This window comes from Thermus caldilimi (assembly GCF_004684245.1).
Lineage (GTDB): Bacteria > Deinococcota > Deinococci > Deinococcales > Thermaceae > Thermus > Thermus caldilimi.
Genome location: NZ_CP038452.1, coordinates 1,965,286 through 1,983,674, shown reverse-complemented (window position 1 = coordinate 1,983,674; position 18,389 = coordinate 1,965,286). Strand labels below are relative to the sequence as shown.

Sequence of the window (18,389 nt, the reverse complement as noted above, 5' to 3'; positions counted from 1 at the left end):
CTACGCCGCCTTCTTCTCCGCGTACGCTTCCAAGATGCCTACCAGCTCGCGGGCCACACCGCCCAAGATCCCCACAAGCTCCGCCATGGGGGCCTGCAACACGCCCACGAGCTCCGCCCGGAGCTCGTCCATGGTGGGGAGCTCCGCCAGCGCGGCCACGTCCTTGGCCGTGAGCACCTGGCCCTGCAGAAGCCCGCCCTTGGCCTCGGGGATGCCCTTGGGGTTCTTCTTGGAGAACTCCGAAAGGGCCTTGGCCGCGGCCACCGGGTCCCCATAAAAGACCACGGCGCTTGGGCCCTGGAGGCCATCCAGCTCGGGCAGGCCAAGCTCCTTGAGGGCGATGCGGATCAGGGTGTTCTTGGCCACGAAAAGCCGGGCCCCCTTCTCCTTGAGGGCCTGGCGCAGGGCGTGGGTCTCCTTGGCGGAGAGCCCCTGGTAGTTCACCAGGAAGAAGGAGCCACGGGCCCGCTCAAGGTTCTCCTTGAGGGCGGCAAGAAGCTCAACGTTGCGCTTGTTTGGCACGCCTTCCTCCCTTTCGGGGCAGGGGAACCCCGGCCGACTTGTTTGGGCTTATCGAGAAACGCTCCCCCTGCAAGCGCCTCGGCGGGATGTTTAAGGCCTTTAGCCCCCCGCTGTCTTTGGCCTGGGCGCTTAGGCGCCCGGGGTGCCATAACTGAGTTTAAAGGGCCAAGGGCCAGGGGTCAAGCTGGCCCCTGGCCCTTGGCCTAAAAGCGCTTAGGAGTGAGGGTTGATGCGGATGCTGGGCCCCATGGTGCTGGTCACGTAGACCGAGCGCAAGAAGGTACCCTTGGCCGCCTCGGGCTTGCTGGCCTCGAGGGCCCGGAGGAAGGCCCGGATGTTCTCGGCGATCTTCTCCTCCGGGAAGCTCACCTTGCCCACGGGGGCGTGGATGGCCCCGGTCTTGTCGTTGCGGAACTCGATGCGGCCCGCCTTGATCTCGCGGATGATCTCCCCGATGTTGAAGCCCACGGTGCCCGCCTTGGGGTTGGGGAGGAGGCCCCTGGGACCGAGGATCCGGCCCAGCTTGGAGCCCACCGCCCCCATCACGTCCGGGGTGGCCACCACGGCGTCGAAGTCCATCCAGCCATCCAGGATCTTCTGGATGATCTCCTCCCCGCCCACGTAGTCGGCCCCGGCCTCCTCGGCCTCCTTGATCTTCTCCCCCTTGGCGATGGCCAGAACCCGCACCTGCTTGCCCAGGCCGTGGGGGAGGGAAACCGTGCCGCGCACGTTCTGGTCGGACTTGCGGGGGTCAATGCCCAGCTTGGCGTGGACCTCCACGGTTTCGTCGAACTTGGCCGTGGCCAGCTCCTTCACCAGCCGAGCGGCCTCATCAATGGCGTAGATCCGGGTGGGGTCCACCTTCTCCAAAAGGGCGCGGTAGCGCTTGCCGTGCTTAGGCATCCTTCACCTCCGGCGCGCCCACCACCTCCACCCCCATGGAGCGGGCCGAGCCCGCGATCATGCGGGCGGCGGCCTCGAGGTCGGTGGTGTTCATGTCGGGAAGCTTCTGCTTGGCGATCTCCACCACCTGCTGCCAAGTGATCTTGCCCACCTTCTCCCGACCCGCCTTGTGGGCCCCCTTCTCCAGGCCCGCGGCCTTGCGGATGAGGTAGCTGGCGGGCGGGGTCTTGGTGATGAAGGTGAAGGAGCGGTCCGCGTAGATGGTGATCTCCACGGGGACGATGGCGTCCCCCATGTTGGCGGTGGCCGCGTTGAAGGCCTTCACGAACTCCATGATGTTGGCCCCGTGCTGGCCCAAGGCCGGGCCCACGGGGGGCGCGGGCGTGGCCTTGCCCGCGGGCAGCTGCAGCTTGACTACGGCAACGACTTTCTTCATTTTTCCCTCCTAGGCTCCCCCCAAGTTGGGGGTACAGACGCCTTTTAGGCCTTGACCACCTGGGAGAAGTCCAGCTCCACAGGGGTCTCGCGCCCGAAGATGGTGACCATGACCTTGACCTTCCCCTTCTCCGGGTTGATCTCGGTCACGGTGCCGGTAAAGTCCGCGAAGGGGCCGGAGACCACCCGGACCTGGTCGCCCTCCCGGAAGGCCACTTGGGCCTTGGGGGCCTCCCGCTTCCCCAAAAGGCCGGAAACCTCCAGGATGTGCCGCACCTCGTCCGGGGAGAGGGGCACGGGGCGGGTGCCCGCCCCCACGAAGCCGGTGATACCCGGGGTGCCCCGCACCACCTCCCAGGCTTCGTTGGGCTCCTCCTCGTCCCCCAGGTCCATCTGCACGAAAAGGTATCCGGGGAAGAGCTTCTTCTTGACGACTTCCTTCTTGCCCCCCTCGCGGAGCTCCACCACCTCCTCCGTGGGGATGAGGACCTGGAAGATCTTGTCCTCCATGCCAAAGGCCCTAACCCGCTTCTCCAGGTTGGCCTTGGCCTTCTCCTCCTGCCCCACGTAGGTGTGGACCGCGTACCATTCAATGCTCATCGCACAAGCCCTATCAGGAACCGGAAGACAAGATCGTAGAACCCCAAGATCACCATGGCCACCACGGTAAAGACCAGGATGGCCTGGGTACCCTCCACGATCTGTTCCCGGGTGGGCCAGGTGACCCGGGCGAGCTCGGCCCGGGCCTCCTGGAAGTAGCGAACAATCCGGGTAAACATCAGACCTTCACTTCCTTGTGCACCGTGTGCTTATCGCACCAGGGGCAGTACTTCTTCAGCTCCAGCTTGGTGGTGGTGTTGCGCTTGTTCTTCTCGGTGGCGTAGTTGCGGCGCTTACACTCGGTGCACTCCAGGAGGATTTTGATGCGGACTTCGCTGGCCATGGCTCACCTCCTTTCCCCGAGGGGCGGCTAGCTGCCCCCAAGCCTACTCCAGGATCTTGGTGACCACGCCGGCCCCCACGGTCCTGCCACCCTCACGAATGGCAAACCTGAGACCCTCCTCCAACGCCACCGGCTTGATCAGCTCCACCGTAAACGTCACGTTGTCCCCAGGCATCACCATCTCCACCCCCTGGGGCAACTCCACCACCCCCGTCACATCCGTCGTCCGAAAGTAAAACTGCGGACGGTACCCAGAAAAAAATCCCGTGTGCCGCCCACCCTCCTCCTTCTTCAACACGTACACCGAGGCCTCAAACTTCGTGTGCGGCGTAATGCTCCCAGGCTTCGCCAACACCTGCCCCCGCTCCACCTCGTCCCGCCCTACGCCCCGCAACAACAAACCCACGTTGTCCCCAGCTATCCCCTCCTGCAGCGTCTTACGGTGCATCTCCACTCCCGTCACCACCGTCTTCCGCGTCTCAGGAGCCAAACCCACAATCTCCACCTCGTCCCCAACCTTCACCTTCCCACGCTCAATCCGTCCCGTCGCCACCGTCCCACGACCCGTGATCGTAAACACGTCCTCCACCGGCATCAAGAACGGCTTGTCCACGTCCCGCACCGGCGTCGGTATGTACTCGTCCACCGCGTCCAACAACTCCCAAATCTTGTCCACCCACTCGTTCTCCCCGCGCTTCGTCTGGGGATTCTTGTGCATCTGCTCCAGCGCCAACAACGCGCTCCCGCGAATCACCGGCACCTCGTCCCCAGGAAATTCGTACTGGTTCAACAAATCCCGAACCTCCATCTCCACCAAATCCAACAGCTCGGGATCGTCCACCATATCCACCTTGTTCATGAACACCACAATGTACGGCACCCCCACCTGCCGGGCCAGCAAAATGTGCTCCCGCGTCTGGGGCATCGGCCCGTCCGCCGCCGATACCACCAAAATCGCCCCGTCCATCTGCGCCGCACCCGTGATCATGTTCTTGATGTAGTCCGCGTGCCCAGGACAATCCACGTGGGAATAGTGCCGCTTCGCCGTCTCGTACTCCACGTGCGCCGTGTTGATGGTAATCCCCCGCGCACGCTCCTCCGGCGCCTTGTCAATCTCCCCGTAGTCCTTAACCTCTACATTCGGGTTCTCCGCCGCCGCTACAAACGTCAACGCCGCCGTCAGCGTCGTCTTCCCGTGGTCCACGTGCCCAATCGTCCCCACGTTCACGTGAGGCTTCGTACGGATAAACTCGCCCTTGGCCATGGTTCCTCCTTCTTTCTTGCACGCAAAAGCCGCCCTGGGGGCCTTAAGCCCAGGGCAGACAAAAAGATGGAGCTCGCGGCCGGGCTCGAACCGGCGACCTCACCCTTACCAAGGGTGTGCTCTACCTGCTGAGCTACGCGAGCTCGTGGAGCGGGAGACGGGACTCGAACCCGCGACCCTCGGCTTGGGAAGCCGATGCTCTACCAACTGAGCTACTCCCGCATGGGGGTGTGCTGGGCACACCTTTGGTGGGCAGGGCTGGATTCGAACCAGCGAAGGCGTGCGCCAACGGTTTTACAGACCGTCCCCTTTGGCCGCTCGGGCACCTGCCCACGCCCGCTTGGAGCCACCCAGGGGAGTTGAACCCCCAACCCCCCGATTACAAGTCGGGTGCTCTGCCTATTGAGCTAGGGTGGCAGGACGGGGGATAGGACCCTGTCCGAGGGAATAGGCTAGCACACCCACAGGTGAGTGTCAAGATAAAGGCATGCGCATCGTACCTTTTGGGGCCGCGCGGGAGGTCACGGGAAGCTGCCACCTCCTCTTGGCCGAGGGCAGGCGGGTCCTCCTGGACTGCGGCATGTTCCAGGGGCGTGAGGAAGAGAAGAACCACGCCCCCTTAGGCTTTGACCCCCAGGCGGTGGACGCCGTGGTCCTCACCCACGCCCACCTGGACCACGTGGGCCGTCTCCCCAAGCTTTTCCGGGAGGGGTATCGGGGGCCGGTCTACGCCACCCAGGCCACCTTCTTGTTGATGCAGATCGTCCTCCAGGACGCCCTAAAGGTCATGGAAACCCCCTTTTTCGACGAGGAAGATGTGGCGGAAGCCCTCCGCCACATCCGCCTCCTGGAGTTTGGGGAATGGCTCAGGCTGGGGGACCTTACCCTTACCTTCGGCCAGGCGGGACACCTTCCGGGAAGCGCCTTCGTGGTGGCCCAGGGGGAGGGGAAGACCCTGGTCTATAGCGGGGACCTGGGTAACAGGCAAAAGACCGTCCTCCCCGATCCCTCCCTGCCTCCCAGGGCGGATCTGATCCTCTGCGAGGGCACCTACGGGGACCGGCCCCACCGCTCCTTTGCCGCCACGGTGCAGGAGTTTTTGGAAGTCCTAGAAGGAACCCTGAGCCAAAGCGGCAAGGTGTTCATCCCCTCCTTTGCCGTGGAGCGCGCCCAGGAAATCCTCTTCCTCCTCTACGAAAACGGCCACCGCCTGCCCGAGGTCCCCATCTACCTGGACTCCCCCATGGCCGAGCGGGTCCTTGACCTTTATCCCCGGCTGGTGCGCTACTTTAGCGAGGAGGTGCAGGCCTACTTCCTGGCGGGGAAGAATCCCTTCCGTCCCCGGGGGCTTCGGGTGGTGGAAAGCGTGGAGGAATCCAAGGCCTTAAACCGCGAGCCCGGCCCCATGGTGATCATCGCGGGAAGCGGCATGCTCACCGGGGGACGGATCCTCCACCACCTGAAGCACGGCCTTTCCGATCCCAAGAACGCCTTGGTCTTCGTGGGCTACCAGCCTCGAGGGGGCCTGGGAGCTGAGATCATCCAAAGGCCCGAGCGCATCCGCCTCCTGGGGCAGGAGGTGCCCTTAAAGGCCAGCGTCCACACCCTGGGCGGCTTCTCGGGGCATGCGGGGCAGGACGAGCTCTTGGACTGGCTCGAGGGCCAGCCCCGGGTGCTTTTGGTACACGGGGAGGAAGAGAAGCTTTTGGAGCTGGGCAAGCTCCTCGCCCTAAGGGGCCAGGAGGTGGGCCTGGCCACCCTGGGAGAGGGGGTGGAGGTCTAGGCACACCGTCTTAAGGCCCTCCGGGGCTCTCGCCCTCCGACTTATCGGCCCAGGGCCGGAACCCCAGGCGCTCCAGAACCATGCGGGTGGCCGGGCTTTTATTTAGGGTGTAAAAGTGTACTCCCTCCACCCCAGCCTCCAAAAGCTCCGCCACCTGGCGGGTGGCGTGTTCCACCCCGATCTCCAGGATGGCCTTGGGATCCTCCTGATACCTTTCCAGCCGGGAAAGAAGGGGCCCGGGGATGCTGGCCCCGCAGACCTCGGTGAAGCGGCGGAGCTGGGTGTAGCTGGTGATGGGCATGATGCCGGGGAGGATGGGGATTTCTATGCCCATCCTCCTGGCCCTTTCCAGGAAACCAAAGTAGTGGGCGTTGTTGAAGAAAAGCTGGGTGATGGCGAAGTCCAACCCCGCTTCCACCTTGGCCTTGAAATGGCGCAGGTCGGCCTCGAGGCTCTCGCTTTCCGGATGCCCCTCGGGGTAGGCGGCCCCGCCCACGGAGAGCCCCTCCCCGTAGCGGGCGCGAATATGGGCCACCAGCTCGGAAGCGTAGCGGAACCCCTCGGGATGGGGTCTAAAGGCCCGTTCCCCTTGGGGGGATCGCCTCTAAGGGCCAGGATGTTCTCCACCCCCGCCTCCACGAAGCGGTCCAGGACCTCCGCCACCTCCTTCCGGCTTTGCCCGGCCACGGTGAGGTGGGCGAGGGCGTTTAGCTTTAGGCCCAGGATCCGCTTCGCCCAGAGGACACTCCTTTCCCGGGTACTCCCCATGGCCCCGTAGGTGATGGAAACGAAGGCGGGCCGGAAAACCTTGAGCTCCTCCATGGTGCGGAAAAGGGCCTCCTCCCCTTCCGGGGTCTTGGGGGGGAAGAACTCAAAGGAGAAAAGGGGCCCCTTGCGCGCCTTTAGGAGGTCCCGTATTTTCATGCGCTAGAGTGTAGCCCCTCCCCTCCCCCTGGTCAAGGTGGCAAAATAAGGGTATGGTAGAGGTTCCGGAAGTCCCCAAGGTGGAAGGCCTGGAGCTTCCCGCCAGGGAAACCGCCTTGATCGTGGTGGACATGCAAAACGACTTCGCCCACCCTCAAGGCGCCCTGTTCGTGCCCGATGCCCCCAAAAGCGTCCCGGCCATCCGGCTCCTCCTGGAAAGGGCGCGGCAGGCAGGAGCAAGGGTGGTCTACACCCAGGACTGGCACCGGGAGGACGACCCCGAGTTCCAGATCTGGCCCCGGCATGCGGTGGCGGGCACCTGGGGGGCGGAGATCCTGGAGGACCTCCGCCCCGAGCCGGGGGACCTGATCATCCAGAAGGTGCGCTACGACGCCTTCTACGGCACCCCCCTGGACCACTACCTGCACCTTTGGGGGGTAAAGCACGTGGTGGTGACGGGCACCGTGGCCAACATCTGCGTGCTCCACACCGCAGGCTCCGCCGCCCTTCGCTGGTACCGGGTGGTCCTCCCGGAGGACGCCACCAGCGCCCTTACCCCCTTCGACCTTCAGGCGGCCTTGCGCCAGATCACCTTCCTCTACCAGGGCAAGGTGACCCGGGCCGAAGGGGTGCGCTTTGTTTGAGCATCCGGTCCTGGCGGAGTTCTACGGCCGCTTCGGCCCTGCCCCCTTCCTACCCCATGGGGCACCCCGGGAAGAACCCTTCAAGGTGTTGGCGGAAAGCATCGTGGCCCAGCAGCTTTCGGGCAAAGCGGCCGCCGCCATCAGCGCCCGGCTCTGGTCCAGGGTAAAGCCCTATCCCGAAGCCCTCCTCCAGGTACCCCCCACCATCCTCCGTCAGGTGGGGCTCTCCCACGCCAAGGTCCGGGCCCTTCGGGACCTGGCCGCCAGGAGCCTGGAAGGGCTTTTGGTTGGGTTGGACTCCCTGGAGGACGAAGCGGTAAAGGAGAGGCTTCTACAGGTACGAGGCATAGGCCCCTGGACGGTGGATATGTTCCTCATGTTCGGCCTGAGGCGGCCCGACGTCTGGCCTGTGGTGGACCTGGGTCTACGCCGGGCAGCCAAGGCCCTCTTCGCTGTGGAAGCCCTGGGGCTTCCGGCTTTTGGTGAGCCCTTCCGGCCCTACCGTAGCCATCTGGCTTGGTACCTATGGCGAACCCTGGACTAATCCCCTTGGCCCAGGCGGAAGGCCAGGGGGAGGTTCTCCTCCTGAGGCAGGCCCAGGAGCTGGGTTTCCCCGTGGGGGGAACCTGGGTAGGGGGGCTTTGGGAGGAGTTTGCCCGCCTCAACAACCTTGCCGAACGCATCGGGAGGCTTTTTCAGGGAGTCTTTGGCGTGCGCATAGACGAGGAAAGGTTGCGGCTGGCGGCAGAGGAGGCGGAACGAGCGGTGCGGGAAAGCTACCTCCTCCCCGAGCGGGCTGAGGCCTTCCTGGAAACCCTCGAGGGCAAGGGGCCCTTCCTCGTCCGCCGGGCAGGGGAGGGAACCTACCGCCTGGCCTGGAATCCACAGGAGGCCCTTTTCGCCTTGAAGCGGCTTTGGGCTGAAGCCTTCCGGGTGGAAGCCATCCTGGAACGCTATCCCGCCCTTTTTCCTCCAGCCCTGACCGTTCTGGTGCAGGAGGTGACCACCCTCCCTCCGCTGGAAGGAGGGCTCCTGGAGGATCCCTTCCTCTCCCTGGACCTGTCCCAGGCCCTGGGGCAAAGGGTGGTCGCCTACACCTGGGAAGGAGCCCTTCTTCGGATAGAATCGGTACATGGTGGATAGCCACGTCCACACCCCCCTTTGCGGCCATGCCCAGGGGGCCCCGGGGGAGTACCTGTTTTACGCCCGGAAAGCGGGGTTGAAGGGCCTGGTTTTCACCGACCACAGCCCCATGCCCTCCTGGTACGATCCCATGAGCCGCATGGGCCTCGAGGCCCTGCCCTTCTACCTCCTAGCCCTGGAGAAAATCCGGGAGGATCACCCGGATCTTTACGTGGGCATCGGCCTCGAGGCGGACTTCCACGAGGGCACGGAGGAGTTCGTGCGGACCCTGCTTAAGGGCTACCCCTTCGACTACGTGATCGGCAGCGTCCACTACCTGGGGGCCTGGCCCCTGGACCATCCCGACCACCAGGAGGAGTACACCTGGCGAGACCTGAAGGGAATCTTCCAGGCCTACTTCCAGGAGGTAGAAAAGGCCGCAAAAAGCGGCCTCTTCCACGCCATCGGCCACCTGGATCTGCCCAAGAAGTTCGGCCACCGCCTTCCGGAGGAAGCCCTCGTGGAGCTGGCCGAACCCGCCCTTGGGGCTATAGCGGAGGAGGGGCTTCTCCTGGACGTGAACACCGCCGGGCTCCGGAACCCGGCCCAGGAGATCTACCCGGCCCCCGCCCTCCTACGGCGGGCCCGGGAGCTCGGGATCGGGGTGGTCCTGGGCTCCGACGCCCACCAGCCCCCCCAAGTGGGGTATGCCTTCAAGGAGGCGGTGGATCTTCTCCTCAACCTCGGATACCAAGAGGCCCACTACTTCCAAGGAGGCAAGGCCCAAGCCTACCCCTTATCTAGGGCCTCGTAGACTTGGTTCCGCAACGCCCCCAGGTCCAGGTCTTCCCGCCGCCCCGAGGCCTTCTCGTAGGCTCGCACCGCCGCCACCAGCCGGGAAAAGGCCTCGGCGCAGGGATCGGGGGCAGGGGCTTCGTACTCCATGAAGGTGACCCGCTCGTAGTCCTCGGCGTACTCCTCCTCTTCCGCCTTCAGGCACTCCCAGTAGCGGCGCAAGGCCTCCTCCACATCCAGGCGGGCTTGCTCTAGAGCCGTCATCCTTCCCTCCCTCCTTTCCGGCTTTGGAACCGCAGGCTTGCGGCGGGGATGGGACCCTCCTGAAAGCGCTCCTCCCGCCAGGGGTCGCCCCGGAAGTGGTAGCCCAGCTTTTCCCAAAACCCCAGCTCCAAGTGGTCCAGAAGCTCAATGCCCCGCACCCACTTGGCGCTTTTCCAGGCGTAGAGGTGGGGCACTACCAGGCGCACCGGCCCACCCCGCTCCACAGGCAAGGACTTGTCGAAAAGGGTGTGGGCGAGGAGGACCTCCTCCCGCAGGAGATCCTCCAGGAAGAGGTTGGTGGTGTAGCCCCCGTAGCTGTGGACCAAGGCGGCCACCGCCTGGGGCTTGGGCTTGCCCCTCAGCAAAAGGTCCTTCACCCGCACCCCCCGCCAGGCCACATCCAGGCGGCTCCAGCGGGTCACGCAGTGGAAGTCCCGCACCACTTCCACCTGGGGCAGGCGGAGGAGCTCCTGGAAGGTGAGGGTAAAGGGCTCCTCCACCAGGCCGAAGAGGGAAAACCGCCACTCCTCGGGGGAAACCCTGGGCTCCTCCCCATAGGTGAGGATGGGGAACCGCTCCGTGACCACCTGGCCCGGGGGAATCCTCTCCATGCCTTTAGGCTAGACCAGCCCCCGGGGAAAGAAAGCGCCCTGGATCACCGGCTTCGGTAGCGGATGACCTCCACCTTCTCCAAGGTGACCAGCCCTTCCTTAAGCAGGCCATCCAAAACAGGAAGAAAAGCCCGGATCTTCTCCTCGGTGTCCACAATCTCGATCATGACGGGCAGGTCCTCGGAGAGCTGGAGCACCTTGGCGGTGTGGATGCGGGAGTGGGCACCGAAGCCCATGAAGCCCTTGAACACCGTGGCCCCGGCTAGGCCCTGGCGCTTGGCCTCGAGGACGAGGGCTTCATAGAGGGGCCTCCCCCCGTGCCGGTCCGACTCCCCCACAAAGATGCGCAGGAGCTTGGCCTCCCCTTCCAGCTTCATACCCCTAGGCTACCAGGACCCCGCCCAGGCGGTAGCCCAGAAGCACCAGGAAAAGGCCCAGGAAGACGCTGAAAAAGACGTATAAAAAGGCCCTCCACGCCTCGCCGTCCTGGATGAGGGCTAAGGTCTCGTAGCTAAAGGTGGAAAAGGTGGTAAACCCCCCCAACACCCCCACCGCCAGGAAGAGGCGCCCCTCCCCAGACAGGGCCCCCTCCAGGGATAGGCGGATCACCACACCGATGAGGAAACTGCCCAAAGCGTTGATCAAGAGGGTGCTATAGGGAAAGCTGGGCCCGGTAAGGGCCTGCACCCAGGCCCCAAGCCCGTAGCGCAAGGCGGAGCCCAAGGCCCCACCCAAGGCCACCAGGAGATACCGCTCCACCCCCAAAGTATATTGGGACCATGAAGCCCAAGATCCTCTCCCCCATCCTCACCGCCAAAGGGGTGCGCTTGGCCATCGCCGTGGGCCGCTTCAACGAACGGGTGACCAAGCTTCTCCTGGAAGGGGCCCTCGAGGCCTACGCCCGCCTGGGCGGGGACCCCGCCGAGGTTCTGGTGGCCTGGGTACCGGGTTCCTTTGAGCTACCCCTGGTGGCCAAGCGCCTGGCCCTGCGCCCCGATGTGGATGCGGTGGTGGCCTTGGGGGCTGTGGTGCGGGGGGAAACCCCCCATTTCGAGTACGTGGCCGCCCAGGCCGCTTCTGGCCTCATGCAGGCCATGCTGCAAACGGAAAAGCCCATCGTCTTCGGCGTCCTCACCACCAACACCCCGGAGGAAGCCCAGGAAAGGGCCGGAGGTAAGGCGGGGAACAAGGGAGCCGAGGCGGTGTTCACCGCCATCGAGATGGTGCGCCTTCTCGAGGCTATTTCCCGGTGATAAGGGCCCGGGCGTAACGCAGGTGCAGGTAGAGGAAGCAACCCAGGCAGAAGCCGAAGGCCAGGTTAATGAAGGCCAATAGGGCCACCAACAGGGCCAAGGCGTACCCCACCCCCTTGAGCCCGAGAAGGAGGAAGAGGGAGGCAAGCCCCAAAAACACCGCCCCCAAGGTGCGGGCGAAGCGGTGGGGCCTGGGGTCCTCCTCCACCAGCCTGGCCGGGATGCCTAGGGCCCGCTTCAGGGCCACCATCAGATCCCAAGAGGTGTGCTGGCTCACCATGAGGAGGAAGAGGAGATAGACCAGAAGGGGTAGGTCCCAAAGCGCCGCCAGGGGGAGAAGAAGGGTGAGGAGAACCTGGTTGAAGCGGAGCTGGTTCCGGTCCGTCTTCATGAGGCTATGATATACACCTGAGTCTGTGAAGAATAGGGGTAAGGGCACGTTTTGCGGAACCCCAGGGCACAATAGAGGCATGGTTCCCCTCCTCACCACTCCCCTCCCGGTGCCCCACGGCTTCACCACCCGTCTGGGCGGGGTCTCGGAAGGCCCCTTCGCCAGCCTCAACCTCTCCGCCGCCACCGGGGACGACCCCAAGCGGGTGGAGGAAAACCAACGAAGGGTGCTGGCCGCCTTCGGCCACCCCCCCGTGGCGGGGCTCAAGCAGGTGCACGGCACGGAAATCCGCCTGGTGGAAGGCCCTGGGGTTTGGGAAGGGGATGGCCTCCTCACCCGCACGCCGGGCCTCCTCCTGCGGGTGGGGGTGGCGGACTGCTACCCCCTTTTGCTTTACCACCCCGAGGGGGCGGTGGCGGCCCTCCATGCGGGCTGGCGGGGAGTGGTGGGGGGATCCTCCCCCGGGCCTTGGAGCGGCTGGAAAGCTTGGGCCTGGATCCCAAGGGGGTCCACCTGGCCATTGGCCCCGGCATCGGGGGCCGGTGCTACCAGGTGGGAGAGGAGGTGGCAACGAGGTTTGCCCAAGCGGGCCTAAATACCCTTACCCCAGATCCCAAAGCCCCGGGTAAGTACCTTTTAGACCTGGAAAGGGCCCTTCTTCTCCAGGCGGAAAGGGCGGGGCTTTCCCGGGAAAGGATCTACCGGGTAGGCCTTTGCACCCACTGCGAACCCACCCTCTTCTCCCACCGCCGTGACCGGGGGAAAACGGGACGGATGTGGGGGCTCGTCATGCTCCCCCGTTAGGGGCTTGTTCATACCACCATGCCACAATAGGGTAAGGCTATGCTCTTCCCCCGAGCGGTCCTGCCCTCCCTCCTCCACCTAACCCCGAAGTGGCTCGAGGAGCGAGGCCTTCGGGGAGTGATCCTGGACCTGGACAACACCCTCTTGCCCTACGGGGAGGAGGAACCCCTGCCCGAGTTCCAAGCCTGGCTGGAGGCCCTAAAGGCTGAGGTTCCTGTCTACCTCCTCTCCAACGCCCTCCCCGACCGCTTCGCCCGGATCCAGGAAAGGGTGGGCCTCCCTGGCCACGCCCCTGCCCTCAAGCCTTGGCTGGGCTTCCGCAGGGCCTTAAAAGCCCTGGGCCTCCCGGCGCAGCAGGTGGCGGTGGTGGGAGACCAGATCTTCACCGACGTGCTGGGGGGCAACCTGGTGGGAGCCTACACCGTTTTGGTACCCCCCTTGCGGGAGAGGGAATTCTTTTACACCCGTTTCATACGGATGCTGGAGACTCCATTCAGAAGGCCATGGGGAGGATTGGGATGAGCGTGCTTACCATCGGGGACAAACGGCTAGGTGCCATCCTATTGGATGCCGGCCTCCTCACCGACGAGGAGCTGCAGATGGCCCTGGAGAAACACCGGGAGGTGGGGGGTTCCTTGGCCGAGGTCATCGTGGACTCGGGGCTGCTTTCGGAACGGCGGATCGCCCAGGCCATCGAGGACCACTTCGGCATCCCCCTGGTGGAGCTTCACACCTTGGAGATCCCTCCCAAGGTGAAGGCCCTCCTGCCGGCGGAGAAGGCCAAGGAGCTCCAGGCCATCCCCTTTGCCCTGGACGAGGAGGCAGGGGTGGTGCGGGTGGCCTTCGTGAACCCCCTGGACACCTTGGCCCTCGAGGAGGTGGAGGACCTCACCGGGATGGTGGTGGAACCCTACCAGGCCACCAAAAGCGCCTTCCTCTATGCCCTAGCCAAGAACTACCCCGAACTCAACCTGCCCCTACCCCCTCCCCCCAGCGGCCCCAGCCGGGAGGAGCTGAAGGTGGGCGAGCTTCTGGTGGAGAAGGGCCTCCTGGACCGGAACACCCTGGAGGAAGCCCTGGTGGAGCAGGAAAAGACCGGGGATCTCCTGGGCCGCATCCTGGTGCGCAAGGGGCTACCCGAGGAGGTCCTCTACCGGGTTTTGGCCGAGCAGAAGGGAATGGAGTTTCTCCCCTCCACCCAGGGCCTATCCCCCGACCCCGCCGCCACCAACCTTCTCCTGCGCTCGGATGCCCTGCGCTATAGCGCCGTGCCCGTGGGGTTCAGAAACGGGGAGGTGGAGGTGGTCCTTGCCGATCCCCGGCACAAGGAGGCGGTGGCGGAGCTCCTTGGGCGCCCCACCCGTTTCTTCCTCACCCTTCCCAAGGAGTGGGAAGCCCTTTTCCACCAGGCCTACCCGGAAAAAAGCCGCCTGGGGGAGGTCCTGGTCCAGGAGGGGCGCCTGAGCCGCGAGGACTTAAGGGAGGCCCTCGAGGTGCAAAGGCGCCTGCCCAAGGCCAAGCCCCTGGGAGAGATCCTGGTGGAGCTGGGCTTGGCCCGGCCCGAGGACGTGGAGGAGGCCTTGAGGAAGCAACGCCAGGGTGGGGGCCGCCTCGAGGACACCCTGGTGGCCTCGGGCAAGCTCAAACCCGAGGCCTTAGCCCAGGCGGTGGCCGCCCAGCTGGGCTACCCCTACATCAACCCCGAGGAGAACCCCCCGGACCCCGGGGCCGCCCTCCTCCTCCCCGAAGACCTGGCCCGGCGGTACGGGGTCTTCCCCCACCATGTGGAAAACGGCAAGACCCTGGTTCTCCTTATGAAAGACCCCAGGAACATCCTAGCCCTGGACGACGTGCGCTTGGCCCTCAAGCGCAAGGGCCTGGCCTATGAGGTGGCGCCCGCGGTGGCCACGGAGGCCGCCATCACCAAGCTCATCGAACGCTTTTACGGCAAGGAGGAGCTGGGCGAGATTGCCAAGGAGCTTTCCAAGGGGTACCAGGAGGAGGAGGCCGTCACCCCTGAGCTGGACGAAAGCGCCGCCCAGAAGTTCGTCAAGCAGGTGATCCGGGAGGCCTACCTGCAGGATGCCTCCGACATCCACATCGAACCCCGGCAGTTCGATGTGCTGGTGCGCCTCCGCATCGACGGCACCCTGCGCCAGTACACCACCCTGTCCAAGGGGGCCCTAAACTCCATTATCAGCGTGGTCAAGATCATGGGCGGCCTCAACATCGCGGAAAGGCGCCTGCCCCAGGACGGCCGGGTGCGTTACCGGGAAGGGGCCATCGACGTGGACCTGCGCCTCTCCACCCTGCCCACGGTCTACGGGGAAAAGGCGGTGATGCGCCTTCTGAAGAAGGCCGCCGACATCCCCGAGATCGAAGGCCTGGGCTTCGCCCCCGGGGTCTTTGAGCGCTTCCAGGAGGTGATCCAAAAGCCTTATGGCATCTTCCTCATCACCGGGCCCACCGGAAGCGGCAAAAGCTTTACCACCTTCTCCATCCTCAAGCGCATCGCCACCCCCGACAAGAACACCCAGACCATCGAGGATCCCGTGGAGTACGAGATCCCCGGCATCAACCAGACCCAGGTGAACCCGCAGGCGGGGCTCACCTTCGCCCGGGCCCTCAGGGCCTTCCTCAGGCAGGACCCGGACATCATCATGGTGGGGGAGATCCGGGACTCGGAAACCGCCAAGATCGCCACCGAGGCCGCCCTGACCGGCCACCTGGTCATCGCCACCCTACACACCAACGACGCCGCCCAAGCCATCACCCGCCTGGACGAGATGGGGGTGGAGCTCTTCAACATCTCCGCCGCCCTCATCGGGGTTCTTTCCCAGCGGCTGGTGCGGAGGATCTGCGACCACTGCAAGGTGGAGGTGAGACCCGACCCCGAGGTCCTGCGGCGCCTGGGCCTTTCCCAGGAGGAGATCCAAGGGGCCAAGCTCTACAAGGGGATGGGATGCGAGCGCTGCGGGGGCACCGGCTACAAGGGACGCTACGCCATCCACGAACTCCTGGTGGTGGACGACGAGATCCGCCACGCCATCGTGGCCGGCAAGTCGGCCACCGAGATCAAGGAGATCGCCAGGAAAAAGGGTATGAAAACCCTGCGGGAAGACGGCATCTACAAGGCCTTCCAGGGAATCACCACCCTGGAAGAGGTCCTGGCGCGTACCATTGAGTAAAGGAGTCAGCTATGGCCAAAGCACTGGATATCGTGGATCTTCTGACCCTGGCGGCGGAGCGGGGGGCCAGCGACCTGGTGATCACCGTGGGCCTTCCCCCCATGATCAAGGTGGACGGGGAGTTCCACCCCACGGAGTACGAGACCCTCTCCCCCCAGGACACCCGCCGGCTGATGTACGCCCTCATGGACGAGAAGCAGCAGCGGATCTTTGAGGAGGAAAAGGAGCTGGACTTCTCCTTCAGCCTCCCGGGAAAAGGGCGCTACCGGGTGAACGTCTTCCTGCAACGGGGAAGCGTGGGAGGGGTCTTAAGGGTGGTGCCCGCCACCATCAAGGGCTTTGAGGAGCTGGGCCTGCCCAAGAACATCGCCGAGATCGCCCTAAGCCCCCGGGGCCTGGTCCTGGTCACGGGGCCCACCGGGTCGGGGAAGAGCACCACCTTAGCCTCCATGATCGACTACATCAACGAGCGCAAGCCGGTGCACATCGTGACCATCGAGGATCCCATAGAGTTCTTCCACAAGCACAAGAAGGCCATCGTCAACCAGCGGGAAATCGGCTCCGACACCCACGGCTTCCACAAGGCGCTTAGAAGCGTTCTCCGCCAGGCCCCAGACGTGATCCTGGTGGGGGAGATGCGGGACTACGAAACCATCGCCGCCGCCATCACCGCCGCGGAGACCGGGCACCTGGTCATGGGCACCCTGCACACCAACTCCGCCCCGGAGACCATCGACCGCATCATCGACGTCTTCCCGGAAAATCAGCAAGAGCAGGTGCGGGTGCAGCTTTCCAACAACCTGGTGGCCGTCCTCACCCAGCAGCTCCTGCCCAAGGCCTTCGGGGGCGGTCGGGTGCTGGCCTACGAGCTCATGATCGCCACCCCTGCGGTAAGGGCTTTGATCCGGGAGGGCAAGAGCCACCAGCTTAGGAGCGTCATCCAGACGGGCGGCCAGTACGGGATGATCACCATGGACGCCTGCCTGGCCGACCTCTACCGGCGCAAGCTCATCACCTACGAGCTGGGCCTCTCCCGGGCGGTGGACCCCAAGGAGTTCATGCGCCTGGCCGGGGTGCAGGAGGGGAGCAAGCGCCCTTAAGCACCCATGGGGCTTGGTAAACTCTAGGCCATGTATGAGGCGGCCATCGGCCTCGAGGTCCACCTGCACTTAAAGACCCGGACCAAGGCCTTCTGCGGGTGCCAGGCCGATTATTTCGGCGCCCCGCCCAACACCCATACCTGCCCCGTGTGCCTGGGGTTACCCGGGGCCCTGCCCGTGCCCAATAAGAAGGCGGTGGAGTTCGGGCTCAGGCTCGCCCTGGCCCTGGGCAGCCGGATTCCGGAGAGGCTGGTCTTCCATCGCAAGAACTACTTCTACCCCGATTTGCCCAAGAACTACCAGATCAGCCAGTATGACCTCCCCTTGGGCCAGGGAGGTAGCCTCCCCTTAGGGGAAAGGACCGTGCGCATCAAGCGCCTCCACCTGGAGGAGGATGCCGGGAAAAGCCTCCACCTGGAGGACCGCACCCTTCTGGACCTGAACCGGGCGGGAAGCCCCTTGATTGAGCTCGTCACCGAGCCCGATCTCAGAAGCCCCGAGGAAGCCCGGCTTTTCCTGCAGCGCATCCAGGCCCTGGTCCAGACCCTAGGCATCTCCGAGGCCAGCCCCGAGGAGGGGAAAATGAGGGCCGACGTGAACGTTTCCGTACGCCGCGCGGGGGAGCCTTTGGGCACCAAGGTGGAGATCAAAAACCTGAACTCCTTTAAGAGCGTGCAACGGGCCCTGGAGTACGAGATCCGCCGCCAAACCGAGATCCTGAGGCGGGGGGAGAAGGTCAAACAGGCCACCATGGGCTTTGAGGAGGGAAGCGGCAAAACCTACCCCATGCGCACCAAGGAGGAGGAGGCGGACTACCGCTATTTCCTCGAGCCCGACCTCCCCCCGGTGCCCATTTCCCGGGAGTGGCTCGAGGCCATCCGGCAAGACCTCCCTGAACTCCCTTGGGAAAAAGAAAGGCGCTACCAGGCCTTGGGGATCAAGGCCCAAGACGCCGAGGTCCTGGCCTACACCCCCTCCCTGGCCCGCTTCCTGGACCAGGCCCTCGCCCTCGGCCAAGCCTCCCCCCAGGCCCTGGCCAACTGGCTTCTGGCGGACGTGGCCGGGCTCCTGAACGAGCGGGGGCTTACCTTGGAGCAGACCCGCCTTGTCCCGGAAGGCCTCGCCCGCCTGGTGGCCCTCTTTGAGCGGGGGGAGATCACCAGCCGGGTAGCCAAGGAGCTTCTGCCCGAGGTGCTGGAGGGCAAGGATCCCGAGGCCCTGGTGCGGGAGCGGGGCCTAAGGGTGGTGGCCGACGAGGGAGCCCTGAGGGCCGTGGTGGCCGAGGTGATCGCCGCCATGCCCGAGGCGGCAGAGAGCGTGCGCCAGGGGAAGCTCAAAGCCCTGGACGCCCTTCTGGGCCAGGTGATGCGGAGGACCAAGGGCCAGGCCAAGCCCGATCTGGTGCGAAGGCTTCTCCTCGAGGCCCTTGGGGTAGGATGAGGC

Annotated in this window: 22 protein-coding genes, 4 tRNA genes and 2 pseudogenes; 11 read left to right on the top strand and 17 right to left on the bottom strand. The window is 64.9% G+C overall.

What is annotated here, in order from left to right; genetic code table 11:
• From rplJ to EBI04_RS10385, 11 genes are all read right to left on the bottom strand, one after another.
• A complete protein-coding gene (rplJ, locus tag EBI04_RS10435) occupies positions 1–522 on the bottom strand; it encodes a 50S ribosomal protein L10 (RefSeq protein WP_135257395.1) in 522 nt (173 codons plus the stop codon).
• A 213-nt stretch (positions 523–735) separates the two neighbouring features.
• The gene (gene rplA, locus EBI04_RS10430) at positions 736–1,425 is read right to left on the bottom strand and encodes a 50S ribosomal protein L1 (RefSeq protein WP_135257394.1); all 690 of its coding nucleotides are present in this window, start codon (positions 1,423–1,425) and stop codon (positions 736–738) included.
• The gene (gene rplK, locus EBI04_RS10425; protein WP_135257393.1) at positions 1,418–1,861 is read right to left on the bottom strand and encodes a 50S ribosomal protein L11; all 444 of its coding nucleotides are present in this window, start codon (positions 1,859–1,861) and stop codon (positions 1,418–1,420) included. The genes rplA and rplK overlap by 8 nt, the downstream gene beginning before the upstream one ends.
• Before the next feature lie 44 nt (positions 1,862–1,905).
• Positions 1,906–2,460 carry a transcription termination/antitermination protein NusG gene (nusG, locus tag EBI04_RS10420; RefSeq protein WP_038048827.1) on the bottom strand — a complete coding sequence of 185 codons (555 nt, stop codon included), beginning with the start codon at positions 2,458–2,460 and terminating at the stop codon, positions 1,906–1,908.
• Positions 2,457–2,639 carry a preprotein translocase subunit SecE gene (gene secE, locus EBI04_RS10415; RefSeq protein ID WP_015716106.1) on the bottom strand — a complete coding sequence of 61 codons (183 nt, stop codon included), beginning with the start codon at positions 2,637–2,639 and terminating at the stop codon, positions 2,457–2,459. Before secE ends, nusG begins: the two co-directional genes overlap by 4 nt.
• Positions 2,639–2,803, bottom strand: a complete 165-nt coding sequence (gene rpmG, locus EBI04_RS10410; RefSeq protein ID WP_015716105.1) for a 50S ribosomal protein L33 — start codon at positions 2,801–2,803, stop codon at positions 2,639–2,641. The genes secE and rpmG overlap by 1 nt, the downstream gene beginning before the upstream one ends.
• Positions 2,804–2,846: 43 nt before the next feature.
• Positions 2,847–4,067, bottom strand: coding sequence for an elongation factor Tu (tuf, locus tag EBI04_RS10405; protein ID WP_135257392.1), 1,221 nt, complete (start codon positions 4,065–4,067; stop codon positions 2,847–2,849).
• 67 nt (positions 4,068–4,134) lie between these two features.
• A tRNA-Thr gene (locus tag EBI04_RS10400) sits at positions 4,135–4,210 on the bottom strand.
• Positions 4,211–4,213: 3 nt separating this feature from the next.
• Positions 4,214–4,289, bottom strand: a tRNA-Gly gene (locus tag EBI04_RS10395).
• 24 nt (positions 4,290–4,313) lie between these two features.
• Positions 4,314–4,399 (bottom strand) — tRNA-Tyr (locus EBI04_RS10390).
• A gap of 9 nt (positions 4,400–4,408) precedes the next feature.
• A tRNA-Thr gene (locus EBI04_RS10385) sits at positions 4,409–4,484 on the bottom strand.
• A 70-nt stretch (positions 4,485–4,554) separates the two neighbouring features.
• Between EBI04_RS10385 and EBI04_RS10380 the strand changes: the two genes are divergently transcribed.
• A complete protein-coding gene (locus EBI04_RS10380) occupies positions 4,555–5,850 on the top strand; it encodes an MBL fold metallo-hydrolase (protein ID WP_135257391.1) in 1,296 nt (431 codons plus the stop codon).
• A gap of 10 nt (positions 5,851–5,860) precedes the next feature.
• On the opposite strand, the pseudogene metF reads toward EBI04_RS10380, so the two are convergent.
• Positions 5,861–6,774 (bottom strand): annotated as a pseudogene (metF, locus tag EBI04_RS10375) (methylenetetrahydrofolate reductase [NAD(P)H]).
• A 53-nt stretch (positions 6,775–6,827) separates the two neighbouring features.
• Here metF and EBI04_RS10370 point away from each other — a divergent pair.
• Genes EBI04_RS10370 through EBI04_RS10355 form a run of 4 tightly spaced genes read left to right on the top strand, consistent with a single transcriptional unit; the run spans position 6,828 to position 9,354 of the window.
• The gene (locus tag EBI04_RS10370; RefSeq protein ID WP_135257390.1) at positions 6,828–7,418 is read left to right on the top strand and encodes a nicotinamidase; all 591 of its coding nucleotides are present in this window, start codon (positions 6,828–6,830) and stop codon (positions 7,416–7,418) included.
• On the top strand, positions 7,411–7,962 hold the full coding sequence (locus EBI04_RS10365; protein ID WP_135257389.1) for a DNA-3-methyladenine glycosylase family protein: 552 nt from the start codon (positions 7,411–7,413) through the stop codon (positions 7,960–7,962). Before EBI04_RS10370 ends, EBI04_RS10365 begins: the two co-directional genes overlap by 8 nt.
• Positions 7,944–8,561 (top strand): hypothetical protein, encoded by a 618-nt coding sequence (locus tag EBI04_RS10360; RefSeq protein ID WP_135257388.1) that lies wholly within the window; start codon positions 7,944–7,946, stop codon positions 8,559–8,561. Before EBI04_RS10365 ends, EBI04_RS10360 begins: the two co-directional genes overlap by 19 nt.
• The gene (locus EBI04_RS10355; protein ID WP_135257387.1) at positions 8,551–9,354 is read left to right on the top strand and encodes a histidinol-phosphatase HisJ family protein; all 804 of its coding nucleotides are present in this window, start codon (positions 8,551–8,553) and stop codon (positions 9,352–9,354) included. The genes EBI04_RS10360 and EBI04_RS10355 overlap by 11 nt, the downstream gene beginning before the upstream one ends.
• Here the strand turns inward: EBI04_RS10355 and EBI04_RS10350 are convergent.
• Genes EBI04_RS10350 through crcB form a run of 4 tightly spaced genes read right to left on the bottom strand, consistent with a single transcriptional unit; the run spans position 9,330 to position 10,969 of the window.
• A complete protein-coding gene (locus EBI04_RS10350) occupies positions 9,330–9,599 on the bottom strand; it encodes a hypothetical protein (protein WP_135257386.1) in 270 nt (89 codons plus the stop codon). The genes EBI04_RS10355 and EBI04_RS10350 overlap by 25 nt on opposite strands.
• Positions 9,596–10,210: a sulfite oxidase-like oxidoreductase gene (locus EBI04_RS10345; RefSeq protein ID WP_135257385.1), complete on the bottom strand. Its 615-nt coding sequence runs from the start codon at positions 10,208–10,210 to the stop codon at positions 9,596–9,598. Before EBI04_RS10345 ends, EBI04_RS10350 begins: the two co-directional genes overlap by 4 nt.
• A 44-nt stretch (positions 10,211–10,254) precedes the next feature.
• Positions 10,255–10,587, bottom strand: coding sequence for a DUF190 domain-containing protein (locus EBI04_RS10340; protein ID WP_135257384.1), 333 nt, complete (start codon positions 10,585–10,587; stop codon positions 10,255–10,257).
• Positions 10,588–10,591: 4 nt separating this feature from the next.
• Positions 10,592–10,969 (bottom strand): fluoride efflux transporter CrcB, encoded by a 378-nt coding sequence (gene crcB / locus EBI04_RS10335; RefSeq protein ID WP_038071939.1) that lies wholly within the window; start codon positions 10,967–10,969, stop codon positions 10,592–10,594.
• Positions 10,970–10,989: 20 nt separating this feature from the next.
• On the opposite strand from crcB, the gene ribH reads away from it, so the two are divergent.
• Complete coding sequence (ribH, locus tag EBI04_RS10330) at positions 10,990–11,463, top strand: 6,7-dimethyl-8-ribityllumazine synthase (protein ID WP_135257383.1); 474 nt, start codon at positions 10,990–10,992, stop codon at positions 11,461–11,463.
• On the opposite strand, the gene EBI04_RS10325 is transcribed toward ribH, so the two are convergent.
• Positions 11,450–11,854, bottom strand: coding sequence for a DUF4395 family protein (locus EBI04_RS10325; protein ID WP_135257382.1), 405 nt, complete (start codon positions 11,852–11,854; stop codon positions 11,450–11,452). The two genes, ribH and EBI04_RS10325, sit on opposite strands and share 14 nt — an antisense overlap.
• A gap of 79 nt (positions 11,855–11,933) precedes the next feature.
• Here EBI04_RS10325 and pgeF point away from each other — a divergent pair.
• From pgeF to gatB, 5 genes and pseudogenes are all read left to right on the top strand, one after another.
• A pseudogene (pgeF, locus tag EBI04_RS10320) lies at positions 11,934–12,658 on the top strand (peptidoglycan editing factor PgeF).
• A gap of 39 nt (positions 12,659–12,697) precedes the next feature.
• Positions 12,698–13,180 (top strand): YqeG family HAD IIIA-type phosphatase, encoded by a 483-nt coding sequence (locus EBI04_RS10315; RefSeq protein WP_135257381.1) that lies wholly within the window; start codon positions 12,698–12,700, stop codon positions 13,178–13,180.
• Positions 13,177–15,846 carry a type IV pilus assembly ATPase PilB gene (gene pilB / locus EBI04_RS10310; RefSeq protein WP_135257380.1) on the top strand — a complete coding sequence of 890 codons (2,670 nt, stop codon included), beginning with the start codon at positions 13,177–13,179 and terminating at the stop codon, positions 15,844–15,846. Before EBI04_RS10315 ends, pilB begins: the two co-directional genes overlap by 4 nt.
• A gap of 11 nt (positions 15,847–15,857) precedes the next feature.
• The gene (locus tag EBI04_RS10305; protein WP_135257379.1) at positions 15,858–16,946 is read left to right on the top strand and encodes a type IV pilus twitching motility protein PilT; all 1,089 of its coding nucleotides are present in this window, start codon (positions 15,858–15,860) and stop codon (positions 16,944–16,946) included.
• 30 nt (positions 16,947–16,976) lie between these two features.
• Positions 16,977–18,386, top strand: coding sequence for an Asp-tRNA(Asn)/Glu-tRNA(Gln) amidotransferase subunit GatB (gatB, locus tag EBI04_RS10300; protein ID WP_135257378.1), 1,410 nt, complete (start codon positions 16,977–16,979; stop codon positions 18,384–18,386).
• The last annotated feature ends 3 nt before the right edge of the window (positions 18,387–18,389 follow it).

What these genes read in the sequence shown, in the direction of transcription:
- rplA (WP_135257394.1), bottom strand. Translation starts at nt 1,425, where the DNA reads ATGCCTAAGCACGGCAAGCGCTACCGCGCCCTTTTGGAGAAGGTGGAC.
- rplK (WP_135257393.1), bottom strand. Translation starts at nt 1,861, where the DNA reads ATGAAGAAAGTCGTTGCCGTAGTCAAGCTGCAGCTGCCCGCGGGCAAG.
- nusG (WP_038048827.1), bottom strand. Translation starts at nt 2,460, where the DNA reads ATGAGCATTGAATGGTACGCGGTCCACACCTACGTGGGGCAGGAGGAG.
- secE (WP_015716106.1), bottom strand. Translation starts at nt 2,639, where the DNA reads ATGTTTACCCGGATTGTTCGCTACTTCCAGGAGGCCCGGGCCGAGCTC.
- rpmG (WP_015716105.1), bottom strand. Translation starts at nt 2,803, where the DNA reads ATGGCCAGCGAAGTCCGCATCAAAATCCTCCTGGAGTGCACCGAGTGT.
- tuf (WP_135257392.1), bottom strand. Translation starts at nt 4,067, where the DNA reads ATGGCCAAGGGCGAGTTTATCCGTACGAAGCCTCACGTGAACGTGGGG.
- EBI04_RS10380 (WP_135257391.1), top strand. Translation starts at nt 4,555, where the DNA reads ATGCGCATCGTACCTTTTGGGGCCGCGCGGGAGGTCACGGGAAGCTGC.
- EBI04_RS10370 (WP_135257390.1), top strand. Translation starts at nt 6,828, where the DNA reads ATGGTAGAGGTTCCGGAAGTCCCCAAGGTGGAAGGCCTGGAGCTTCCC.
- EBI04_RS10360 (WP_135257388.1), top strand. Translation starts at nt 7,944, where the DNA reads ATGGCGAACCCTGGACTAATCCCCTTGGCCCAGGCGGAAGGCCAGGGG.
- EBI04_RS10355 (WP_135257387.1), top strand. Translation starts at nt 8,551, where the DNA reads ATGGTGGATAGCCACGTCCACACCCCCCTTTGCGGCCATGCCCAGGGG.
- EBI04_RS10350 (WP_135257386.1), bottom strand. Translation starts at nt 9,599, where the DNA reads ATGACGGCTCTAGAGCAAGCCCGCCTGGATGTGGAGGAGGCCTTGCGC.
- EBI04_RS10345 (WP_135257385.1), bottom strand. Translation starts at nt 10,210, where the DNA reads ATGGAGAGGATTCCCCCGGGCCAGGTGGTCACGGAGCGGTTCCCCATC.
- EBI04_RS10340 (WP_135257384.1), bottom strand. Translation starts at nt 10,587, where the DNA reads ATGAAGCTGGAAGGGGAGGCCAAGCTCCTGCGCATCTTTGTGGGGGAG.
- ribH (WP_135257383.1), top strand. Translation starts at nt 10,990, where the DNA reads ATGAAGCCCAAGATCCTCTCCCCCATCCTCACCGCCAAAGGGGTGCGC.
- EBI04_RS10325 (WP_135257382.1), bottom strand. Translation starts at nt 11,854, where the DNA reads ATGAAGACGGACCGGAACCAGCTCCGCTTCAACCAGGTTCTCCTCACC.
- EBI04_RS10315 (WP_135257381.1), top strand. Translation starts at nt 12,698, where the DNA reads ATGCTCTTCCCCCGAGCGGTCCTGCCCTCCCTCCTCCACCTAACCCCG.
- pilB (WP_135257380.1), top strand. Translation starts at nt 13,177, where the DNA reads ATGAGCGTGCTTACCATCGGGGACAAACGGCTAGGTGCCATCCTATTG.
- EBI04_RS10305 (WP_135257379.1), top strand. Translation starts at nt 15,858, where the DNA reads ATGGCCAAAGCACTGGATATCGTGGATCTTCTGACCCTGGCGGCGGAG.
- gatB (WP_135257378.1), top strand. Translation starts at nt 16,977, where the DNA reads ATGTATGAGGCGGCCATCGGCCTCGAGGTCCACCTGCACTTAAAGACC.